The organism is Leucobacter sp. G161 (genome assembly GCF_001482305.1).
Lineage (GTDB): Bacteria > Actinomycetota > Actinomycetes > Actinomycetales > Microbacteriaceae > Leucobacter.
The window spans coordinates 207,635-226,221 of sequence record NZ_LOHP01000060.1 but is presented as its reverse complement, the minus strand read 5'-3'; the positions used below and the strand labels follow the sequence as shown (position 1 = coordinate 226,221).

Genomic DNA, 18,587 nt, shown 5'->3' with positions numbered 1-18,587 from the left:
GCTGCATCAGCCCAACCCAATGTGCGTCATTCGTATTGCAACTCTGCAACACTCCTGTCGTGGCGTTCCGCTTCCGGTTACCCTTTCGAAGCAACCGGCCCCACGGGGCTCAACCGCAATGGAAAGGTGCTGGCGATGAGGTTTCACGCACACACAGCCGCCATCGGGCTCGCGCTGCTCACCGGGGCTGCGCTCGCGCTCTCAGGCTGCGCAACAACCGGCGACGATGACGGTTCCCCTGGAAGCGCTGAAAAAGACACCGGGCCGTTGAGGATCGGCACGCTGCTGCCGCAGTCAGGCACGCTCGCGCATCTCATTTATGGACCGCAGGCAGCCGTCAAGCTCGCGATGGAGGACATCAATAATGCCGGCGGCGTCCTCGGCCAAGATATCGAGCTCGTTATTGAAGCAAACGAGTTCGACACGACCGACCCGACGATCATAAACAAGAGCGTCGATGACATCATCGCTGCCGCTCCCTCCTTCGTGCTCGGCGCCATGGGAACAGGTAATACGAATGCGGCGATGCCACGCTTGAGCGAGGCTGGCATTCTCATGGGCTCGCCGTCGAACACTGGCGTCGCGCTATCAGGCATCAGCGACTCCTACTTCCGGACGATCGCCTCGGACATCATCCAGGGCCGTGCGCTCGCCAACCTCGTCCTGCACGACGGACACACGAGCGTCGCGATACTCGCGCAGAACAACGACTACGGCACCGGGCTGCGCGACAACTTCCAGGAAACGCTCGAAGCGGCGGGCGCGGAGCTCGTGTACGGGGCGGAAGGGAACAGCGAGGAGTTCCAAGAGAGTCAGACAGCATTCGCCCCCGAGGTCGCTGCGGTGCTGGCACAGAATCCTGAGGCGCTCGCCATCGTGAGCTACGAGGAAGCGATGCAGATCATCCCGGAGCTCGCGGCGCAGGGGTTCGACCTGTCGAAGCTGTATCTCGTTGACGGCAACACCATCCCGTATCCAGAGTTCGATGCCGGGCTGCTCGAGGGAGCCCAGGGCACAACGCCCGGTCGCGCGACCGAAGGAGAGTTCCTGGACGCCCTCGTGGCGGCGGACAGCAGCGCCACCCAGAGCACGAACTTTGCCCCGGAGGCCTACGACGCCGTCGTGCTTGTCTCTCTCGCGGCGCAGAAGGGCGGCGGCACCGACACCGAGACGATCATCGCGAACCTTGGTGCCGTGTCCGGTGCCGACGGTGGCGAGACCTGTGACACGTACTCGGATTGCCTTGCGCTCCTGAACGACGGACAGAGCATCCACTACCAGGGCCGAGCCGGAGGCGGTCCGCTCACAGACGGTAACGAGCCCTCGTCGGCCCTCATTGGGATCTATCGCTATGACGATACGAATACGCCCCAAGCTGTGGGGGAGATTGAAGGATAGCGAGTCGCGTTCGGCGGCAGGGCCCGGGTGCTACGGGCCCTGCCGCCGTCCGCGCGCCTGGGCGGAGCGAAGTCACGGGGTTCCTACAGTGCGACGCCCAACCTGCGGCTCAGAAACGTATGGAATCTAACAAATCTGTCTCGGGCTGTCGCATAGAGCCCACAAGCGGTACGCGCAGCGATACGCTACGAAAGTACAGCTCCAATGTGGGGGCGTACCAACACGTATGGAAAGGCGTAGCCAATGAAGGTTTACTCCAAGAAGTCTGCCGCCGCGATCGCACTGTTCGCAGGCGCAGCACTCGTACTCTCCGGCTGTTCATCCACCCCGGAAAAGGCTCCCGAAGAGACCGCGGCCGGTGACACCGGCGCGCTGAAGATCGGCACGCTGTTGCCCCAGACCGGCACACTTGCGCACCTCATCTTTGGGCCGCGCGCCGCTGTGAAGCTCGCCATGGACGAGATCAATGAGGCTGGAGGCGTACTCGGACAGGACATCGAGCTCGTCGTCGAAGGCAATGAGCATGACGCCTCCGACCCGACAATCATGAACAAGAGCGTCGACGAGATCGTCAAGGCCGACCCTTCGTTCGTGCTCGGGGCAATGGGTACCGGCAACTCGAACGCCGCGATGCCGCGACTCACTGAAGCCGGCATCCTCATGGGGTCGCCGTCGAACACCGGTATCGCGATGTCAGGCATTAACGACCTCTACTTCCGCACCATTGCTTCGGACATCATTCAGGGTCGCGCGCTTGGCAACCTCGTGCTGCAGGACGGCAACACCACGGTCGCGATGCTCGCGCAGAACAACGACTACGGCATTGGCCTTCGCGATAACTTCCAGGAAACCCTGGAGGAGGCCGGAGCCGAGCTCGTCTACGGCGCGAAGGGCTCCGGCGAGGAGTTCCCCGAGGGACAGACCACGTTCACCTCCGAGGTGACCGCTGCTCTCGCGAAGAAGCCAGACGCCATTGCAATCGTCAGCTACGAGGAAGCCAAGCAGATCATCCCTGAGCTTGCAGCTCAGAAGTTTGACCTGTCGAAGCTCTACCTCGTCGATGGCAACACCGTTCCCTATGAGGAGTTCGACGCGGGCCTCCTCGAGGGGGCACAGGGCACCACGCCAGGCCGTGCCTCGAAGGGTGAGTTCCTTGACGCCCTCGTCGCCGCAGACAGCACCGCGACCCAGAGCACGAACTTCGCGCCTGAGTCGTACGACGCGGTCATGCTCGTCGCACTCGCGGCGCAGAAGGGCGGCGGAACCGACACCGAGACGATCGTGGCAAACCTTGCTGCCGTCTCCGGCGCCGATGGTGGCGAGACCTGCGACACCTACAAGGACTGCCTCGCCCTGCTCGATGACGGTAAGGACATCCACTACGAGGGTCGCGCAGGCAGCGGCCCGCTGACCGATAAGAACGAGCCGTCGTCGGCTCTCATCGGTATCTACAAGTATGACGCGACGAACACTCCAGTCGCCGTCGGTGAGATCGAGGGCTAAGCTCTCAGCCGCACACAGCTGAACCCCCGGCTCTCTGAGCCGGGGGTTCAGCTGTTTCTGCTGTGCAAGCTGGGCTAGTGCTCAGCGCTCAGCGTCTCTCTGAGCGCGCGCCGATTGAGCTTGCCCACCGCGGTCTTCGGGATGTCTGTTACGAAGAACACGCGCTTTGGCTTCTTGTATCCGGCCAGGCGTTCGGCCACGAACTCCACGAGATCTGCGGTGCTCACCTCAGCACCCTCGCGCAGTACCACCGCGGCTGATACCGCCTCAACCCACCGCTCGTCAGGGAGCCCGACGACGCAGCACTCGCGCACCTCCGGGTGTGCGGTGAGGGCATTCTCGACCTCGAGGGGGTACACGTTGTACCCGCCAGTAACGATCATGTCGCTGGTGCGATCCTTGAGCGTCAGGTAGCCCTGTGCGTCAAGCAGTCCGATGTCTCGGGTGTGCACCCAGCCGTCAGCAGTGAATGTTGCCGCGGTGAGTTCGGGAGCACCATGGTAGCCGTCAACGGCGGAAGGGCCACGAACGACGATCTCGCCAGGCGTGCCCAGCGGCGCCTCGCTGCCGTCCTCAGCGAGGATCCTCATCTCAACATCGAGCGATGGCATACCAGCGACCCCCGAGAGCGCAAGCTGCTGATCCTCAGGACGCAGCACGGCAAGGCACAGCGGGATCTCGGTCTGGCCGTAGTACTGCCAGAAACGGTGGCTTCCCCAGCCGTGCATGGCTCGCTCAAGCAGCTTCGTTGGCATGGGGGAGGCGCCGTAGATCACCGATCGAAGTGCAGTTACGTCGGTGTCGGAGAACGCCGGGTGGTCGACGAGCGCCGACAGCATCGTCGGTACGAGATTGATCGCAGTGATGCGCTCGCGACTGAGCGTTGCGAGAAACTCCGTTGGGTTGAACGATGAGTGGATCACGGTGCGCGCTCCGCGCAACCAGAACGGCACGACGAACACGCCGCTTGCGTGGATGAGAGAAGCGGCGTGCAGCATCGCATCGCCCGGCAGGGGATCGAGGAGATTGAGCATCACGTTGCGGGCGACCGAGGCGTACGAGGCCTGGGTGTGGCGTGCTGCCTTCAGCGTTCCGGTGGTGCCTGAAGTGAAGAGGGTGAGGATCACCTCGTCTGGCTCGACGTCGCGTTCGAATGGCTCCGTCGACTCTGCTGCTGCGAGATCGCCGAGCGGCAACGAGTCAGTGACGATGTCGCCGAGACTCAGTATCTGCAGCCCAGGGGAGACTCCGGCGAGTTGGGCGGCGCGGTCTTCGAGTCCGGGCCCAACTATGAGCTGCTTCACGTCGATCTCGGCGAGCATTTGCGCGTGTTCAACGGGGGAGAGCCGGGAGTTCAGCGGGACCCTGTTCAGGCCGGCGCGAACGCACGCGAAGTCGACAGGAACGCTGAGTAGCCCGTTGTCGATGAGGAGGGCAAGCGGGGGGCCAGGGCTGAGTTGGGCGGGGCCACGCAGCGCACGCGCGAGCTGCCAGCTGAGCGCGTCGACTTCGGCGACGGTGAGAGAATCTTCGCCGAACGTCACGGCAACCCGCGGTGCGTGCTGTGCGGCGCCGCGAGCGATGAGGTCGATTGTGAGAGGTTGGCGCGCCTTTGCGCCTCCGAGAACTGTCATCGTGTGTCCAATCTGCAGGCGATCCTGCGGTAGGGGTGAGGGGTGGAAGGAGCCTCAGCTGTCATTGGTGCTGTGCGTCGAAGGAGCCATGTCGGCCCGATCCCTGGGCGAAGCGGAGCGCGCCAGCGAGCCCCTCGCGCTCAACGATCGGTGCCCCGCCGCTTCCTTCTGCCCGAAGCGCTTCGGCAAGGGGCTGGTCGAGTCCGGCGTAGGTGGCCGCGCGATCCGCAACCATGCACTCCTGCGGGAACGCCGCGAGCGAGTACGCGAGGTCAGTAGCGGCAGTCAGCGCGCCACCGGGAGCGACAACTCGTGTGGCAAGTCCCATGCTGAGCGCCTCGTTGGCCGCGACTGGTCGGCCGGTCAAGATAAGGTCGAGGGCGCGGCCGAGCCCGATGATGCGTGGCAGTCGGGCAGTGCCGCCGTCAATGAGTGGCACGCCGAAGCGGCGGCAGAAGACCCCGAGGGTTGCGTCGCTGGCGACGACGCGGAGGTCGGCGAGCAGCGCAAGTTCAAGGCCGCCCGCGACGGCGTGCCCCTCGATCGCGGCGATCACGGGTTTTGTGATGTGTAGGCGCGAAGGGCCCATTGGGCCTGATCCGCTGCCGTCCGGGGTCACTACGTTTCTGAGGTCTGGGTCGCGCATCGAGGTGAGGTCCGCTCCGGCACAGAACGTCCCGTCAGCTCCGGTCAGGATGAGGACGCGCAGCTCGTCGTCGGCCTCGAACGCTGCGACGGCGGTCGCGAGCTCGGCTGCCATCGGCCCGTGCACTGCGTTGCGCACGAGTGGGCGGTTCAAGGTGAGTGTCTGGATCGGGCCTTCGGATTCGACGGTGATGAAGTCCACGGGGCGCTCCTGTTCGGTGTGTGAGGCTATGGGATGAACGGTACGCATCATTCAAATGTTGCGCAACGGATGCCACTTCATGTAACAATTGCGGAATGGCTCTCTCAGCTCCGTCGTTGTTGCTCGACCTGCTCGGTACTCACGGCGGCGAGGTCAGCGTCGGCGGGCTGTGCCGAGCAGGCGGAGTCTTCGGCGTGGGCGAGACCACGGTGCGGGTGACGCTGACTCGTTTGGTTGCCGAGGGCAAGATACGGCGGGTCCGTCGTGGCGTCTATGCGCCACCCAGCGATCCCTCCGCGCTCTCACGACGCGTGGCAGCATGGCGTTGGCACGGAGAAGACACGGTGGCGTGGAGCGGCGATTGGGTCGCGGTGCACGATGGGGACGTGCAACGTTCAGACAAGGTTGGATGGCGCACACATCAGCGAGCGCTGAGCCTCTCGGGGTTTCGGAGCCTCGGACAGGGGCTCGAAGTCCGGCCAAACAACCGGCCCGGCGGAGCTGCCGAAGCTGCAGCAGCGCTGCGCGGGCTCGGGCTGTCAGACCGAGCGATGGTGTTCCGCGCTGGAGCATTCGATGGTGCAACACAGCGACGAGCGGCCGCGCTGTGGGACGTTCCCGGAATGATCCGGGGTCTCGAGGAGCGCAGCGCCGAGCTACGACAGAGCGCTGACGGGCTGAGCGCACTCGGACGCGACGATGCTGTGCGCCAGACGCTCCTGCTGGGCCGGGACACCATCACGCTGATCCTCCGCGATCCCGTGCTTCCTGAGCAGCTCATGCCGAGTGCCGCGCGGACCCGGCTCATCGCCGAGATGAGCAGGTATCAAGCGCTCGCGTACCCGCTGTGGCAAGCGTGGCTGGCAGACTAGCCCGACCGGCAGCGGGGAGGCACGACAGAGGGGCTATCGCAGCTCTACGAGCGCGACAGCCCCTCTGCTGCCCAGACTGGAAGCGGTGCTGCTAGACCTCTTCCTGCGTCTTGATCGCACCGGTTTTCGCCTCGACGTCGGCCGCGAGGGTGCCGAGATACAGCTCGATCACCTTCGGATCGTTCGCGAGTTCCCGCCCGGTGCCCTGGTGCGCGTTCGTTCCCTGGTCGAGCACGTATGCGCGATCACAGATTTGCAGGCAGCGGCGTGCGTTCTGCTCGACCATCACGATCGTCACACCTGTTTGGTTGATCTGCCTGGTGCGGATGAATGTCTCGTCCTGGCGGACGGGGGAGAGGCCTGCGCTCGGCTCGTCGAGCAGCAGTACACTGGGCTCGGTCATGAGCGCACGAGCCATCGCGACCGACTGCCGTTCGCCCCCGGAGAGCGAGCCCGCGAGCTGCTTGCGGCGGTCAGCGAGCATCGGGAACAGGTCCCACATCTCGTCGAGTCTGCTCGCGAAGTTTTTCGGCTTCGTGAACATTCCCATCTGCAGATTCTCCTCGATGGAGAGCGCCTGGAATACGTTGTTCGTCTGCGGGACGAACCCGACTCCCATGCGGACGAGCTGGTTCGTTTTCGCCCGTGTGACGTCCTCGCCGTTGAGCGTGACCGAGCCGTCGCGGATGTCGACGAGGCCGAACAGCGACTTCAGCAGCGTCGACTTTCCCGATCCGTTCGGGCCGATGATGCCGACGAGCTCGCCCTTGCGGGCTTCGATCGTGCAGCCGTTGAGGATGTTAATGCCAGGGAGATACCCCGCGTGCAGTCGGTCTGCGTGTAGAACCATTTCTGGCTGGTGCTCGCTCATCGCGTCTCCTCCCTCACCTGTTCTTCGATTGTCCGAATCATCTCCGTGTTGATGACGTCGTCATCCCCAAGGTCACGGTCGTGGTGCGCGCCGAGATACGCATCGATCACAGCGGAACTCGTCATCACGTCTTCGGGCAGGCCCTCAGCGATGATCTTGCCCTGCGCCATGACGACGACCCAATCGGAAATGTGCCGCACCATGTGCATATCGTGCTCCACGAACAGCACCGTCGTGCCCTCGTCGCGCAGCGTCTCAATGTGTTCGAGCAGGCTCTGCGTGAGCGCGGGGTTCACGCCGGCCATGGGCTCGTCCAGCATGATCATCGATGGGTTCGACATGAGCGCACGCGCCATCTCGAGGAGCTTCTTCTGCCCGCCCGAAAGCCCGCCCGCCATGTCATCACGTTTGGCGTCGAGCTTGAAGCGTCTGAGGAGCTCCTCGGCTCGTTCGACGTTCTCGCGTTCGCGCTTTGCCCACAGCGGTTTCACGAGCCCGACGAAGAGATTCTCTCCGGGCTGGTTCGCAGCGCCGATGAGCATATTCTCGAGTACGGTCATACGCGTGAGCGCCTTCGTGAGCTGGAACGTGCGGATCATGCCCGACCTGGCAACCTTCGTTGCGCTCGTTCTGCTGAACGATTTCCCGTCAAAGGACCAGCTGGCCTTCTCCCGCCCAGAGGCCGGGGTCGGCCGGTCGAAGCCCGTCAGCAGGTTGAAGAACGTCGTCTTCCCCGCGCCGTTGGGCCCGATGAGCGCGGTGATCGCGCCCCGCTGCACCTCGACGTGATCGACGTCGACGGCGGTCATGCCGCCGAAGCGGCGAACCACGTTGTCGGCGGTGAGAATCGGGTCTGGTTTGGCGACGCCCGGTGTCTGCTCCAGGGTCGCGAGGTTCGCGCGCAGTGCGGCGCGGTCGTATGGATAGTTAGTCATTGAAGGCCAACTCCTTCTTATTCCCGAGGATGCCTTGCGGTCTGAATATCACCAGCAGCATGAGCATGACGCCGATCAGGATCCAGGCGAGGATCTCGGCCTGCTGCGCGTTCAGCACGCTGGCCGGGACGAACTCCGTTGCGAGGCTCGTGATCACGAGTCGCACAACGAAGAACAGGATCGATCCGAGCAGTGGTCCGAGGATCGTCGCGGCGCCTCCAAGGAGCAGGATCATCCAGATGTTGAACGTCGTCGCGCGCGACATGCCATCGGGGTTGATCGTCGCGGGCAGCGACATGATGATGCCGCCGAAGCCGCCCATAATGCCACCGATGGCGAGGGCTTGGAGCTTGTACGAGAACGGGCTCTTGCCCAAACTGCGCACCGCATCCTCGTCTTCGCGAATGCCCTTGAGTACGCGCCCCCACGGGCTGCGAATGAGCAACCAGGTGATGAGCAGGAAGAGTCCAACGAGTGCCCACGCGATGATGCGCGACCACCAGTCATCGACGCCGGTGTTCACATAGTCGAGGCCGAGGAACGAAGTCCGTCCCTCGGGTAGCGGGGAGAGCCCATTGAACTGCTCGCGGAAGCGTGTGCTCTGGATCCCGCTGGGGCCACCGGTGATGTGACTGATATTTGCGAGCCGCGCGGTCATGCGCAAGATCTCAGCGGCACCGATGGTCACGATGGCGAGGTAGTCGCCGCGAAGCTTCACTGTCGGGATCCCGAGGAGGAGGGCGAAGAGGGCTGAAGCTGCCATCGAGATAAGGATCGCAGGGAACAACCCAACGCCGTTCATCACGGAGATGACGAAGCCGTACCCACCGACGAGCATGAATCCGGCCTGGCCGATGTTCATGAGACCCGTAAAGCCAAAGTGAATGTTCAGGCCAATCGCGGCGATGACGAATGCCGCGGTGACGGGTGAGAGCGCAGTCTGCAGCATTGCCTGCAGAAGTCCGGTCCAAAAGTCCATGGGTTATCCGATCCGTTCCTTGCGCCCGAAGAGGCCTTGCGGCCTCACCAGCAGCACCACGATAAGAATGAGGAGCGCCGCTGCGTGCTTGAGGTCTCCCGGCAGCCAGATGTTTGCCATCTCGATGACCAGGCCAATGATGAGCGCGCCGACGATGGCACCGAAGGTTGTTCCGATGCCGCCAAGGATGACGGCCGCAAAGAGCAGCAGCAGGTAGTGCCAGCCCGTGTTCCACGCGATGCCGTTGAGCACGAGGCCGAGGAGCACACCCGAGAGGCCGGCGAGCGCGACGCCGACGGTCCAGACCGAGCGGATCACGCGATCCACATCGATCCCCGAAGCCTCAGCGAGCGGGCGGTTGTCGGCGACCGCGCGAGTCGCGCGGCCGAAACGGGTGTACTTCATGACGAGCGCAACCCCGATGATCGCGACGAGCGCGATGCCCATCGCGATGTACGACTGCACCGTGAGCGTCACGCCGAGGATAGTCACCGTCTTCGGCGTCGACGGGTCGATCCGCAGAATGTTTGCGCCGAAGAAGAACTGGAAGATGTTCTGCAACACGATCGAGAAACCGATCGAGACGATCATCATCTGTGTGAGGCTCAGTCGTTTCTTGCGCAGCGGTTTCCAGAGCACCGCGTCTTGGAACCAGCCGAAGGCGGCCATGACGATGACCACGAGGAGGCCGGAAATCCAGATGTTGCCAGTGAGCTGCATCGCGAGGAACGCGAGGATGCCGCCCATCGAGAGCATCTCTGCGTGCGCGAAGTTCGAGAGGCCAGTCGTGCCGAACACAAGGGAGAGGCCGACGGCACCGAGCGCGAGGAGAAGCCCCATGCGGAGCCCGGAGGCGGCCTGCTGCCAGAACCGGGGCCAGGAGAAGCTGCCGGAGGCGCTGGGTTTCGTTGCCTGCGTCGCCTCCTCGCCTGCGGCCTCGTCTCCGCCCGTTGGCGCGGTGGGAGCCGCGGCAGCGTCGGGATCGTCGGTCAGCGGGAACAGTGCGCTCGCCGATTCAAAGAGCGCAACCTGCACGCTGCGCGAGTCAGCTGCCTTCGGGAACTGGCCCTCGGGGAGCGACGCTGCGCTGACGGCTACGGTGTACTCGCCTGCCTGCGTGATCGAGAACGACCACCTGCCGTTTTCGTCGGTTGTGGTTTCTTCTTGAGCTCCCTTACCGGAGAGTGTGAGCTCCACATCGACCGCGGGATCGCCCGCGCTGGTCTTGATGATGCCCTGCACACAGCCGGTTGTTGCGTCTGGTGTGCAGTCCGCGGCGTGCGCCGGGAGAGCTTGGAATGACAACGCAAAGAAGCTCACGATGAGAGCTAGCAGTGCGATGGCGGGGGCGCGCATGGGTATGCCGCTCCGTGTTCTTACGTGGTTCACTTGACCTCCATTGGTCCGCGCGTTGCCACCTGCGCGTGTGTCGAAGCGTCGTTGCTGTCTCATCGAATATACAAGGCAAGAGGACCCCAAGCCGACGTTTCCGCGTGTCCCGGGTGCTTCGTTGCCGATACGCAACATCTCGGCCCGCCTGCGGGGTGCGAACTTGTCGCTAGTCTTAGAGACATGGCAGAAAAGGGTTGGTCGTTTGCTCGCGCGTTTCGGAACGTCTTTGGCGGTGCATCTGAGACGATCACCGAGGACACCTGGGACGATATTGAGACGGCGCTGATCACCGCAGACTTCGGACCGGATATCGCAGACTCGATCCTCAGCGACGTGCGCGCCTCCGTGGAGCGATACCGGGTGACCGAAGTGACGGAGCTGAAGCGGATCCTGCGTGAGACGCTCGAAGAGCGGCTCGCAGCATTTGATCCCACACTCAAGCTCACAGAACGTCCCGCCGTGATCCTCGTGGTCGGCGTGAACGGTGTCGGTAAGACGACGACGATCGGGAAGCTGTCGAACTACCTCACCCGCTTCGACAAGAAGATCATCGTCGGCGCGGCCGACACCTTCCGCGCCGCAGCCGTCGAGCAGTTGGCGACCTGGGCTGACCGCGCGGGCGTTGCGATCGTGAAGCCGCAGCAGCAGGGCCAGGATCCGGCGTCAGTCGCGTTCCAGACCGTGCAGCGGGCGATTGACGAGTCCTTCGACGTCGCCATCATCGACACCGCTGGGCGACTGCAGACGAAGGGCGGGCTCATGGATGAGCTCGGGAAGATCCGCCGTGTCATCGAGAAGCTCGCGCCCGTCTCGGAAGTGCTCCTCGTGCTTGACGCGACGACCGGGCAGAACGGGCTCGCGCAAGCACAGGCATTCATCGAGCATGCCGGCGTTACTGGCCTGGTCCTCACCAAGCTCGACGGTTCCGCAAAGGGCGGCTTCGTGCTCGCGGTGCAGGAGCACACGAAGCTCCCCATCAAGCTTGTCGGTCAGGGCGAGGGGATTGGGGACCTGACGGGCTTCACGCCGCACGTCTTCGCAGCGCAGCTCATCGCGTAGTCGGTGCCGGTGCATAAGCCGGAGTTGGTGCGTGAGCGGGAGCCGGAGTCGGGGCGTGAGCGCGCCCGTTCCCTCGCCCGCGATCGGCGTCAGAGCTGGATATGCCGCTGGCGAAAACCGACCGAACAGTAGTTGCCTTTGTTAAACTTATGAGCGAGGCCTGACGGCCGAGCCACAGATGTGCGGCCGCCGGACCGGAACGCGCCCCGAATGGGGGAGCGACTTTCGAGAAAGGCAAAACCATGCAACATCTCACCGTGCTCGGCACTGGAGTGCTCGGCTCGCAGATCATCTTTCAGTCCGCTTACGCGGGCAAGGACGTCGTTGCGTACGACATTAGCGACGAGATCCTTGCGAAGCTGCCCGAACGCTGGGACTACCTGAAGGCCGCCTACCTCGCAGACTTGCCCGACGCCACCGCTGAGAAGCTTGATGCAGCCGTCGCACGCATCCGCGTTACCGCCGACCTGGCCGATGCGATGAAGGATGCAGACATCGTCATCGAAGCCGTGCCCGAACGCCTCGACATCAAACAGCAGACCTGGGAAGCGGTGGCAGCGGTCGCACCAGAGAAGACGATCTTCGCTACGAACTCCTCGACGCTCCTGCCCAGCGACATCGCACCGTTCACCGGCCGCCCTGAGAAGTTCCTCGCGCTGCACTTCGCGAACGAGGTGTGGAAGTTCAACGTCGGCGAGGTCATGGGGCACGCGGGAACCGACGCTGGCGCCTTCGAAGAGGTCGCAACGTTTGCCGAGGAGATTGGCATGGTGCCGATCCGGATTCACAAGGAGCAGCCCGGCTACGTGCTGAACTCGCTCCTCGTGCCGTTCCTCGACGCCGCAGCACACCTGTTCGTGCAGGGCATCGCGAGCGTTGAAGACATCGACCGCACCTGGAAGATCTCGACCGGTGCTCCAGCTGGCCCCTTCGAGATCTATGACGTTGTCGGCATGATGACTCCGTATCACCTGAGCAAGGATAGCGACGACCCCGTCATGCGGGAGTTTGCCGAGATCGTCAAGCGGGACTACATCGACAAGGGATATCTCGGCAAGGGATCAGGCCGCGGCTTCTACGACTACAAGTAGCGCTGACGGGGCCGGCGGATGCAGGGCCCGGTTAGTTCCATCGAACCGGCTGGTGAACGCTCAGGACTTCGTTCCCACGCTCGTCGGATCTCTGGTGCTGCCAGGACGCTCCTCACGGCCTCACCCTGCGATGTATGCGCGCTCACTGCGGGACCCAAGAAGCGCTCCCGAGCTGAGAGGGCACGGACTCGACTGAGAACCTGTCGCGTCCGTGCCCTACTCCTTGAGGTGCTCCTGACGAGGTTGTGGCGCGGTAGACTAGACGCACTATGGCTACTTTCGGCACTCTCTCAACGCGCCTGACCGACACGTTCAAGAACCTTCGCGCGAAGGGCAAGCTCTCGGCGGCAGATGTTGACGGCACCGTTCGCGAGATCCGTCGCGCCCTGCTCGAGGCGGACGTCTCGCTCGACGTCGTCAAGGACTTCACTGGCAAGGTGCGGGAACGCGCGCTCGGCGACGAGGTCAATCGCGCCTTGAACCCGGCACAGCAGGTCGTGCAGATCGTCAACGAAGAGCTCGTCGAGGTGCTCGGTGGTGACCAGCGCAGGCTGCAGTTCGCGAAGAACCCTCCCACCGTGATCATGCTTGCTGGCCTCCAGGGCGCTGGTAAGACGACGCTTGCGGGCAAGCTCGCGAAATGGCTGAAGGGCCAGGGGCATACGCCGCTGCTGGTGGCCTGTGACCTGCAGCGCCCGAACGCCGTCACGCAGCTCGGTGTTGTAGCCGAGCAGGCCGGTGTCGCGATCTTCGCTCCCGAGCCCGGCAACGGAGTTGGCGACCCCGTCAAGGTCGCCAAGCAGGGCGTCGCGGAGGCGAAGGCCAAGCAGTACGACTTCGTGATCGTTGACACGGCAGGCCGCCTCGGCGTTGACGCCGAGATGATGAAGCAGGCCCGCGATATCCGTAAGGCTGTCGACCCTGACGAGGTGCTGTTCGTCATCGACTCGCTGATCGGCCAGGACGCGGTCGCGACCGCGCAGGCATTCCAGGAGGGCGTCGACTTCACGGGTGTCGTGCTCACCAAGCTCGACGGCGACCAGCGCGGCGGCGCGGCGCTCTCGATCCGCGGTGTGACGGGCCGCCCGATCCTGTTCGCGTCTACCGGTGAGGGGCTCGACGACTTTGAGCCGTTCCACCCGGACCGTATGGCGAGTCGAATCCTCGACCTCGGCGATATCCTCACGCTCATCGAGCAGGCGCAGAGCGCGTTCGACGAGGACGAGGCAAAGAAGGTCGCGGAGAAGATCGCAAAGGACGAGTTCACGCTCGACGACTTCCTCGGCCAGATGCAGCAGCTCCGCGGGGCAGGATCCATCAAGAAGATGATGGGCATGCTCCCGGGCATGGGCAAGATGAAGGATCAGCTCGAGAACTTTGACGAGCGCGAGATCATCCGCACTGAGGCCATCATCCAGTCGATGACGCAGGAAGAGCGGAAAAACCCGAAGATCCTCAACGGCTCGCGTCGCCTCCGTATCGCGAAGGGCTCGGGCATGACCGTGACCGACGTGAACTCGCTCGTGCAGCGCTTCGAGCAGGCCGCGAAGATGATGAAGACCGTCGCCCGTGGCGGTATGCCGCAGATTCCCGGAATGGGCCCGATGCCTGGTATGGGGGGTCACGGCGGCAAGAAGAAGCAGCAGCAAAAGGGGAAGGGCGCGAAGCGGTCCGGTAACCCGGCGAAGCGCGCACAGACCCCGATTGAGGCTCCCGCGCCGCAGGGTGGATCTGGCTTCGGCTTGGGCAACACCGGGGGAGCAGCCGCTGCTCCGAGCCCCGAGGAAATGGAAAAGCTGCAGCAGATGCTCGGTGGCGGACTCCGCTAGGCCCCTGGAACGTCGCGTATGAGCGGAAGACCTCGCGGAGGCGCTCAGAGTGACCGCTTGGTGACCCTGCGTGAGTCGTGGCCGTCTCGCGTCTCCTGGGCGGAGGTGCGGGCAGCCCAGCCGACGGTGTTTCGGCAGGCAGCCCTCGGCGCTTTACTCTGTATTCCTGCAGCAGTATGTACGGTGGTGTGGCTTGCGCTGACCTTCGAGTGGCCGCGCCCAATAGCGCTGCCCGGATGGATCGCATGGGCGCATGGGTTCTTGATTGTCATCGCCCTCTTCGCGTCCATTCTGCTCTGGATGTGGGGCCTCATCATGGTGTCGATGCCAGCTGACACGCGGCGAGGCCTCGCCTTCGAGCTGTTCGCGAAGCACGAGGGCATGGGCTACATGCGCATGGGGTTTCCGCCGGCGAGGCTCGGGGTGTTCTTCGCAGAGAAGCTCCCTGGCCCGCGCGACCCTGCCAGGCGTCGGCTGCCCGTTGGGGCGGCGCGGCCGGCGTCACTGTTCCGCAGCACCTTCGTGCTGTGGCGAGGGCGCGATGCGAGCGATCCGGAACTGGCGATCGGTATCGCGAGCTACACCGGCGGCAAGAACGATCCGAAGGGTCCGCGGCACGGCTTCCGCTATCTCTCGCTTCGGTTGCCGCGAGCCCTGCCCCACCTCATCATCGATGCCCGCGGCAACGGCAGCCTGCGGACGCTCCTGCCTGGCACGCAACGGCTGTCGCTCGAGGGCGATTTCGACCGATATTTCACGATCTACGTGCCCGAAGGCTACGAGCGTGACGCGCTCGAGCTGCTCACACCCGACGTGATGGCCTGCCTCATCGACTACGGAAGCCGATGGGATATCGAGGTCATCGATGATCGGCTGCAACTTGCCTCGTCACGGGTGACTGCTCGGTCTGATGCGGCAGAGAGCACCGCGCTTGTCTACTTCGCGGAGCTCGTTGGAGCGGAACTCGCGCACCAAGCTGCAAGCTACTCGGATCCACGGGCGAGCCGCCCGCGCGCTCAAGTTGCTGCGCAGGGCCGGCGGCTGCGGCGGCGCTCGACAGCGTGGACCACCGCAGCGTTCGTGGGCGTCATCGGTGCGATGCTGGCCTTCCCGCACGTGTTGGGGTGGCTCCTCGACAGGTAGGTCAAGCGCCTGTGCTGCTTAGGGCTCGAGTTGCGCGAGGGGTGGCTGAATCGCTGCGATCGTCCACGAGGCCGACACCGCGGCGCCCGGTTCGATGACGAGCACGTCCTCACCCGATTGGAAAGCCGCGGGCGGGCAGGTCATCGGCTCGACTGCGAGTCCGAGTCTGGTGAGCTGCCGGTTGGGCTGGTCTGCGGTGTGCACCTGCACCCAGCCGCAGCGGTCGTCGAAACGGATCTCGACGCCGTGCCCCGCACTGTCTGTCAATCGGACGCGTGCTTCGCCGTCGCCGCCCCTGCGGATGTCGGTGAACGCGTGGTCGAGTTCTGTGGCGCCAATCGTGCGCGGCTCTCGAAAGTCGAAGCGCTCAGCGTCGTGTTCGACGGGGGCGGTGCCGAGCGGCGAGAGCCGATCGTCGGTCAGCAACACGGTCTCCGCCGGGAGCTCCAGAACCCAGGAACTCAGCGGGCCGTTGGGGGCGACGAGATACGGGTGCGGGCCGGTGCCAAAGGGGGCCTGCTCGGCTGAGAGGTTCGTTGCGGTCACTGTCTGGGTGAGGCCATCTGCGGCGAGACGGTACTCGGTGCGCACCGCCACGCGCCATGGGTACCCCGGCTGCGGGACGATCTCCGTGGTGAGTGTCACGGCGCTCTGTGAGTGAACGAGAACTCTCCAATCTAGCCAGCTCACGAGCCCGTGGAGTGCGTGTCCTCGGCCTGGTTCAGACAGCGGCAACTGCTGCTCGCCGTGGAAGAGGTAGCTCCCGTCGGGGATGCGATTGGGCCACGGAGCGAGTGTTGCCCCTCGGAATGCCGGGCGGATCTCGGTGACGGAGAACGGGAGCACGAGATCGCGGTCGTGCGCGCGGTAGCTTGCGAGCGACGCGCCGACAGTGACGATTCGCGCCTCGGCGTCGCCGAAGGTGATCGTCAGTTCCTGTCCGGAGGGATACGCGATGGGGTCGACAGTGCTGGGCTCGCTACTCTGCATGGCACCCAGCGTAGTGCCCGGGGCTGCCCAGCGTAGTGCCCGGGGGCAGCCCAACGCAGCGTGAGGGGGCTCTACGCTCCGTTGACTGTGTGTAACGTACGAGTTCGCTCGCGACACTCCCGAGAGGCGCAATGTAGGGTGCGACCGTTGACATGTATTATGGTACTCGTGATGTGATCTGCATCCGTGGCGCCCGACGGGCGTGACGCAGCCTACTCAGCGATTCAAAGGTGACTCTATGGCTCGGAAAAAGATTCTCTCAGGCGTTGCGCTCGGCGCAGCCGCAATGCTCGTGCTCAGCGGGTGTGCAACCGGCGGTTCCGGTGGGGGTGGCGAAGCAGGCGGCGAACCGCAGCCGGGCGGCACGCTCAAGGTCCTCGCCAATGGTGACGTGGATCGACTCGATCCGCAGCTCACGGCATACGTGCCGGTGAACAGCGTCGTACGCTCCCTCTCGCGCTCGATCCTCAGCTACGAAACCTCGAACGATGTCGACGAACGCATTGCGTTGACCGGCGATATCGCTGAAGAGGTTCCCACCGCTAGCGAAGACGGTCTCACCTACGAGATCAAGATTCGCGACGGCGTCACGTGGGACGCGCCGGACGGTGCCCGCCCGATCGTCGCTGGCGACGTGGCTCGCGGTATCGAGCGCATCTGCAACCCCCATATTGGGGCCGCACTCGGTGGCTACTTCATCAGTCTCATCGACGGCATGTCCGAGTACTGCGAAGGCTTCGCGAAGGTGCCGGCCGAGGCCGCCGCAATGAAGGACTACGTCGAGTCCAACGACATCAAGGGCATCGCGACACCCGATGACCAGACCGTCGTGTTCACGCTCGTCGAGCCCGCCTCCGACTTCACCTCGATGCTCAGCCTTCCGACCGCCAACCCCGCGCCCGTCGAGGTGCTGGAATACCTGCCGGATTCACCCGAGTACCGAGCAAACTTCGTCTCCTCGGGGCCCTACAAGGTGGCTTCGTACACGACCGACGTGAAGTGGGAGTTCGTACGCAACGAGTCGTGGAAGGCCGACAGCGACCCACTGCGCAAGGCGCACGTCGACAAGATTGAGATGACGATGGGCGTCGAGGGTGATGCGGCGATGCAGCAGCTGCAGGCCGGCTCGGCCGACATGCTCTTCGACCTCAGCCCGAGCCCGGCAAACATCCAGCAGCTCCAGGCGGCGAACGATAAGAAGTTCACCACCATGGAGAACGGTGGCATCGACCAGTTCATGTGGTTCAACACGACCACCACGAACAACGACAGCGCGCTCCAGAAGCTCGAGGTGCGCCAGGCAATTCAGTACGCCATTGACAAGCAGGCAGTTGTGCAGGTTATGGGCGGCGAAGATATTGCTTCGGTCACCAACGGGATCTTCGGCCCGGGAATCAACGGCTACGAAGAGTTCAGCCTCTACGGCGACAAGAGCGGCAAGGCTGACCCCGAGAAGGCGAAGGAGCTGCTCAAGGCAGCCGGCGTCGAGAACCTCACCCTGAAGTTCCCGTACCGCAACGTTGGCACCCAGCCCGACATCGCGCAGACGATTCAGTCGAGCCTTGAAGCGGCTGGCATCACCGTCGAGCTCTTCCCGGTCCCACCGACCGACTACTACGCGAACTTCATGACGAACCGTGAGAACGCCTCCACCGGTGAGTGGGACGTCGCGCTCGTCGGCTGGTCGCCCGACTGGGTTGGCGGCGCAGCGCGCTCCGTCTTCCAGCCGCAGTTCACCTTCGATGGAACCCCGCAGTCGTACAACTACGTCGACTTCAACAACGACAAGGCAAACGAGCTTGCTGACCAGGCGCTCGCTGCTGCGACGCCAGAGGAGGCAGGCAAGCTCTGGCACGAGGTCGACAAGACCGTCATGGAAGACTCGCCGATCGTGAGCATTGTTTCGCGCAAGAAGGCGAACTACCACTCTGACCGCGTGCAGGACTTCGCGATCTACGCGCTCGCCCAGAACGGAGACTGGACGAACGTCTGGCTCAAGCAGTAACGCCGGTGCGTGAGTCGTGCGGCGGTGGAACACCATTCG

At 64.1% G+C, this 18,587-nt stretch carries 15 protein-coding genes; 8 read left to right on the top strand and 7 right to left on the bottom strand.

Annotation, left to right across the window (positions count from 1 at the left end; genetic code table 11):
* The first annotated feature begins 135 nt into the window (after positions 1-135).
* Both AUL38_RS08510 and AUL38_RS08505 read left to right on the top strand, forming a co-directional pair.
* Positions 136-1,398, top strand: a complete 1,263-nt coding sequence (locus tag AUL38_RS08510; protein WP_235590661.1) for an ABC transporter substrate-binding protein — start codon at positions 136-138, stop codon at positions 1,396-1,398.
* 243 nt (positions 1,399-1,641) lie between these two features.
* Positions 1,642-2,901, top strand: a complete 1,260-nt coding sequence (locus tag AUL38_RS08505; protein WP_059061064.1) for an ABC transporter substrate-binding protein — start codon at positions 1,642-1,644, stop codon at positions 2,899-2,901.
* 74 nt (positions 2,902-2,975) lie between these two features.
* On the opposite strand, the gene AUL38_RS08500 is transcribed toward AUL38_RS08505, so the two are convergent.
* Both AUL38_RS08500 and AUL38_RS08495 read right to left on the bottom strand, forming a co-directional pair.
* Positions 2,976-4,535: a class I adenylate-forming enzyme family protein gene (locus AUL38_RS08500; RefSeq protein ID WP_059061062.1), complete on the bottom strand. Its 1,560-nt coding sequence runs from the start codon at positions 4,533-4,535 to the stop codon at positions 2,976-2,978.
* 61 nt (positions 4,536-4,596) lie between these two features.
* Positions 4,597-5,382 carry a crotonase/enoyl-CoA hydratase family protein gene (locus AUL38_RS08495; RefSeq protein ID WP_059061060.1) on the bottom strand — a complete coding sequence of 262 codons (786 nt, stop codon included), beginning with the start codon at positions 5,380-5,382 and terminating at the stop codon, positions 4,597-4,599.
* A gap of 95 nt (positions 5,383-5,477) precedes the next feature.
* Here AUL38_RS08495 and AUL38_RS08490 point away from each other — a divergent pair, with 95 nt between their 5' ends.
* On the top strand, positions 5,478-6,254 hold the full coding sequence (locus tag AUL38_RS08490) for a type IV toxin-antitoxin system AbiEi family antitoxin domain-containing protein (protein WP_059061058.1): 777 nt from the start codon (positions 5,478-5,480) through the stop codon (positions 6,252-6,254).
* A gap of 91 nt (positions 6,255-6,345) precedes the next feature.
* On the opposite strand, the gene AUL38_RS08485 is transcribed toward AUL38_RS08490, so the two are convergent.
* The 4 genes from AUL38_RS08485 to AUL38_RS08470 are packed head-to-tail and all read right to left on the bottom strand — an operon-like array spanning position 6,346 to position 10,395.
* Complete coding sequence (locus tag AUL38_RS08485; protein ID WP_059061056.1) at positions 6,346-7,125, bottom strand: ABC transporter ATP-binding protein; 780 nt, start codon at positions 7,123-7,125, stop codon at positions 6,346-6,348.
* On the bottom strand, positions 7,122-8,060 hold the full coding sequence (locus AUL38_RS08480) for an ABC transporter ATP-binding protein (RefSeq protein ID WP_059061054.1): 939 nt from the start codon (positions 8,058-8,060) through the stop codon (positions 7,122-7,124). The genes AUL38_RS08485 and AUL38_RS08480 overlap by 4 nt, the downstream gene beginning before the upstream one ends.
* On the bottom strand, positions 8,053-9,039 hold the full coding sequence (locus AUL38_RS08475) for a branched-chain amino acid ABC transporter permease (RefSeq protein WP_059061052.1): 987 nt from the start codon (positions 9,037-9,039) through the stop codon (positions 8,053-8,055). The genes AUL38_RS08480 and AUL38_RS08475 overlap by 8 nt, the downstream gene beginning before the upstream one ends.
* A 3-nt stretch (positions 9,040-9,042) precedes the next feature.
* Complete coding sequence (locus AUL38_RS08470; protein WP_059061050.1) at positions 9,043-10,395, bottom strand: branched-chain amino acid ABC transporter permease; 1,353 nt, start codon at positions 10,393-10,395, stop codon at positions 9,043-9,045.
* A gap of 216 nt (positions 10,396-10,611) precedes the next feature.
* On the opposite strand from AUL38_RS08470, the gene ftsY reads away from it, so the two are divergent.
* The 4 genes from ftsY (at position 10,612) to AUL38_RS08450 (ending at position 15,553) form a co-directional block, all read left to right on the top strand.
* Positions 10,612-11,490, top strand: a complete 879-nt coding sequence (gene ftsY / locus AUL38_RS08465) for a signal recognition particle-docking protein FtsY (protein WP_059061048.1) — start codon at positions 10,612-10,614, stop codon at positions 11,488-11,490.
* 242 nt (positions 11,491-11,732) lie between these two features.
* The gene (locus AUL38_RS08460) at positions 11,733-12,581 is read left to right on the top strand and encodes a 3-hydroxyacyl-CoA dehydrogenase (RefSeq protein ID WP_059061046.1); all 849 of its coding nucleotides are present in this window, start codon (positions 11,733-11,735) and stop codon (positions 12,579-12,581) included.
* A gap of 269 nt (positions 12,582-12,850) precedes the next feature.
* Positions 12,851-14,410 carry a signal recognition particle protein gene (gene ffh / locus AUL38_RS08455; protein ID WP_059061043.1) on the top strand — a complete coding sequence of 520 codons (1,560 nt, stop codon included), beginning with the start codon at positions 12,851-12,853 and terminating at the stop codon, positions 14,408-14,410.
* Between the two features lie 57 nt (positions 14,411-14,467).
* The gene (locus tag AUL38_RS08450; protein ID WP_153006526.1) at positions 14,468-15,553 is read left to right on the top strand and encodes a hypothetical protein; all 1,086 of its coding nucleotides are present in this window, start codon (positions 14,468-14,470) and stop codon (positions 15,551-15,553) included.
* 18 nt (positions 15,554-15,571) lie between these two features.
* Here AUL38_RS08450 and AUL38_RS08445 read toward each other — a convergent pair whose 3' ends face one another.
* Positions 15,572-16,543 (bottom strand): aldose 1-epimerase family protein, encoded by a 972-nt coding sequence (locus tag AUL38_RS08445; protein WP_059061040.1) that lies wholly within the window; start codon positions 16,541-16,543, stop codon positions 15,572-15,574.
* A gap of 238 nt (positions 16,544-16,781) precedes the next feature.
* Between AUL38_RS08445 and AUL38_RS08440 the strand changes: the two genes are divergently transcribed.
* A complete protein-coding gene (locus tag AUL38_RS08440; protein WP_153006525.1) occupies positions 16,782-18,548 on the top strand; it encodes an ABC transporter substrate-binding protein in 1,767 nt (588 codons plus the stop codon).
* Positions 18,549-18,587: the final 39 nt, after the last annotated feature.